We start from the raw sequence: 1,537 nt of genomic DNA, 5'->3' as shown, positions 1-1,537 counted from the left end.
AGCGTCGCCGAACGTCAGTTGCATGGATGATTCCTCAACACGAGGCGAGTAGTGTCGCGCACCTGCCGTGCTTTGTTCAGAGGTTCCTTAGCACTCGATTACGATATTTTTGGCAAAGTCCTTCATCGCAGTGAGCCGGCCCTGGGCGTCGTAATCCGGTCGCAGCTGTGATGCCTGGTTGCTGGGGATGTCAAGAGAGGCCTTAACGATCCATAGCTCAGAAATTTTGACCATTTAAAAAGCTTCCAGATACCACGTCAGTTGAAATGGAACCCTATCTACAATATCGAGAATTTCCTCGCTGAGAACTCCAGTACGCGCCTGTAGCAACTTTACTTTGCCCCAAATCGGACGAACTTATCTCCACATCAATGGCTGCGCTACCCCTACAGAAAACACCTCGGTAGCGAACCAACGATTTACGTTCTTCTTTTGGACGAAACCCATCAAGAAGAAGCCGCCTTCTAATGGATTCTAAAATATAGGAATTATTTCCATTGGCGATCCTTTCATATGAATATCCTGAGAATAGAAGGTTACTAACCTTCCTCTCCGAAACTATTTCCCAATCTGGAGGCGCGGCGTTGCGTGCAGCAGTTTTTAAGTCAGCTGTTGCAATTTTGGCCGACCCATCATAATTGATAAAAATTTTCACAAAAGCAAATGCAATCAATATTAATGCAGCTCCCAATATTAGGCGACCAGCTATTTTACCAACCATCCCCAATCCTCCAGGCTTCTTCACTCAATTCTCCGGGCGAAAACCCTGCTCCTATGCCAAAGCCTATTTCTGTGGCTGATCCTTGCCCCGGCGACCAGACGACTGCCCCACCAACCATGCGATATCCGCCGGCTCCACCCATCCCAAAGCCACCAACAAAGTCGTCAACGCGCTGAGACGTGGGCTCTTCACATTGATTTAGAAAGCCAATTGACGCTGAGGTGCCAGGTCTTTTTAGATTCATCCTAGGATAGTTTCTAGCAAACCCACCAGCCACGAAAACTCTTCCACTCCTGGAAAGTGTCAATGAACCACTAAATACATAAAGCTCCGCTTGGACTTTGAAGTAATCTGGTAAACGCTTGGCACCGTTTTCCCATGACATTCGATGTCCACCATTATTAAAAGATCCCGGTGATTCGAGGCCTAGAAAATCAAGTGATGTAACCGGCCTTCCGCTGACGTAAGAGTAGGTATTTATACCTCCACTCAATCCAATCGGATCACTCTGCCCATACCGCCCAGAGGCCGCATCGTAATCGCGGAAGTAGTTCTGATTGAACCCGCTCGCTGCATCAAATCGCTGGCCTGGAAAGCGCATATCTAACACCATCGCGGTGCCATCCCCATCCGGATCCTGGTTAGGTGCGGTGTTGCCGAAGGCTTCGCCTTTCAGGCTCCAGTTCCACACGGCAACGTCGCGGGCGGCATCGACGACCACACGGGTGTAATGACCCATCGGTTTCTGCACAGGTCAGGTGGTTAATGTAGCGGCATAGGCTTGGTCAGGCGTCATCATCTTCAGTGCCTGATGCG

1 protein-coding gene and 1 pseudogene are annotated in these 1,537 nt (G+C 49.5%); both read right to left on the bottom strand.

Annotation, left to right across the window (positions count from 1 at the left end):
- Window positions 1–274 precede the first annotated feature (274 nt).
- Complete coding sequence (locus tag XdyCFBP7245_RS23985; protein WP_146091738.1) at window positions 275–745, bottom strand: hypothetical protein; 471 nt, start codon at window positions 743–745, stop codon at window positions 275–277.
- Window positions 711–1,445 (bottom strand): annotated as a pseudogene (locus tag XdyCFBP7245_RS24720) (RHS repeat-associated core domain-containing protein); the annotation flags it as partial. The pseudogene XdyCFBP7245_RS24720 and the gene XdyCFBP7245_RS23985, both read right to left, overlap by 35 nt.
- Window positions 1,446–1,537: the final 92 nt, after the last annotated feature.

Source organism: Xanthomonas dyei (assembly GCF_002939865.1).
Taxonomy (GTDB): Bacteria; Pseudomonadota; Gammaproteobacteria; order Xanthomonadales; family Xanthomonadaceae; genus Xanthomonas; species Xanthomonas dyei.
The sequence above is the reverse complement of the archived record's forward strand: the minus strand, read 5'-3'. Positions and strand labels throughout refer to the sequence as shown.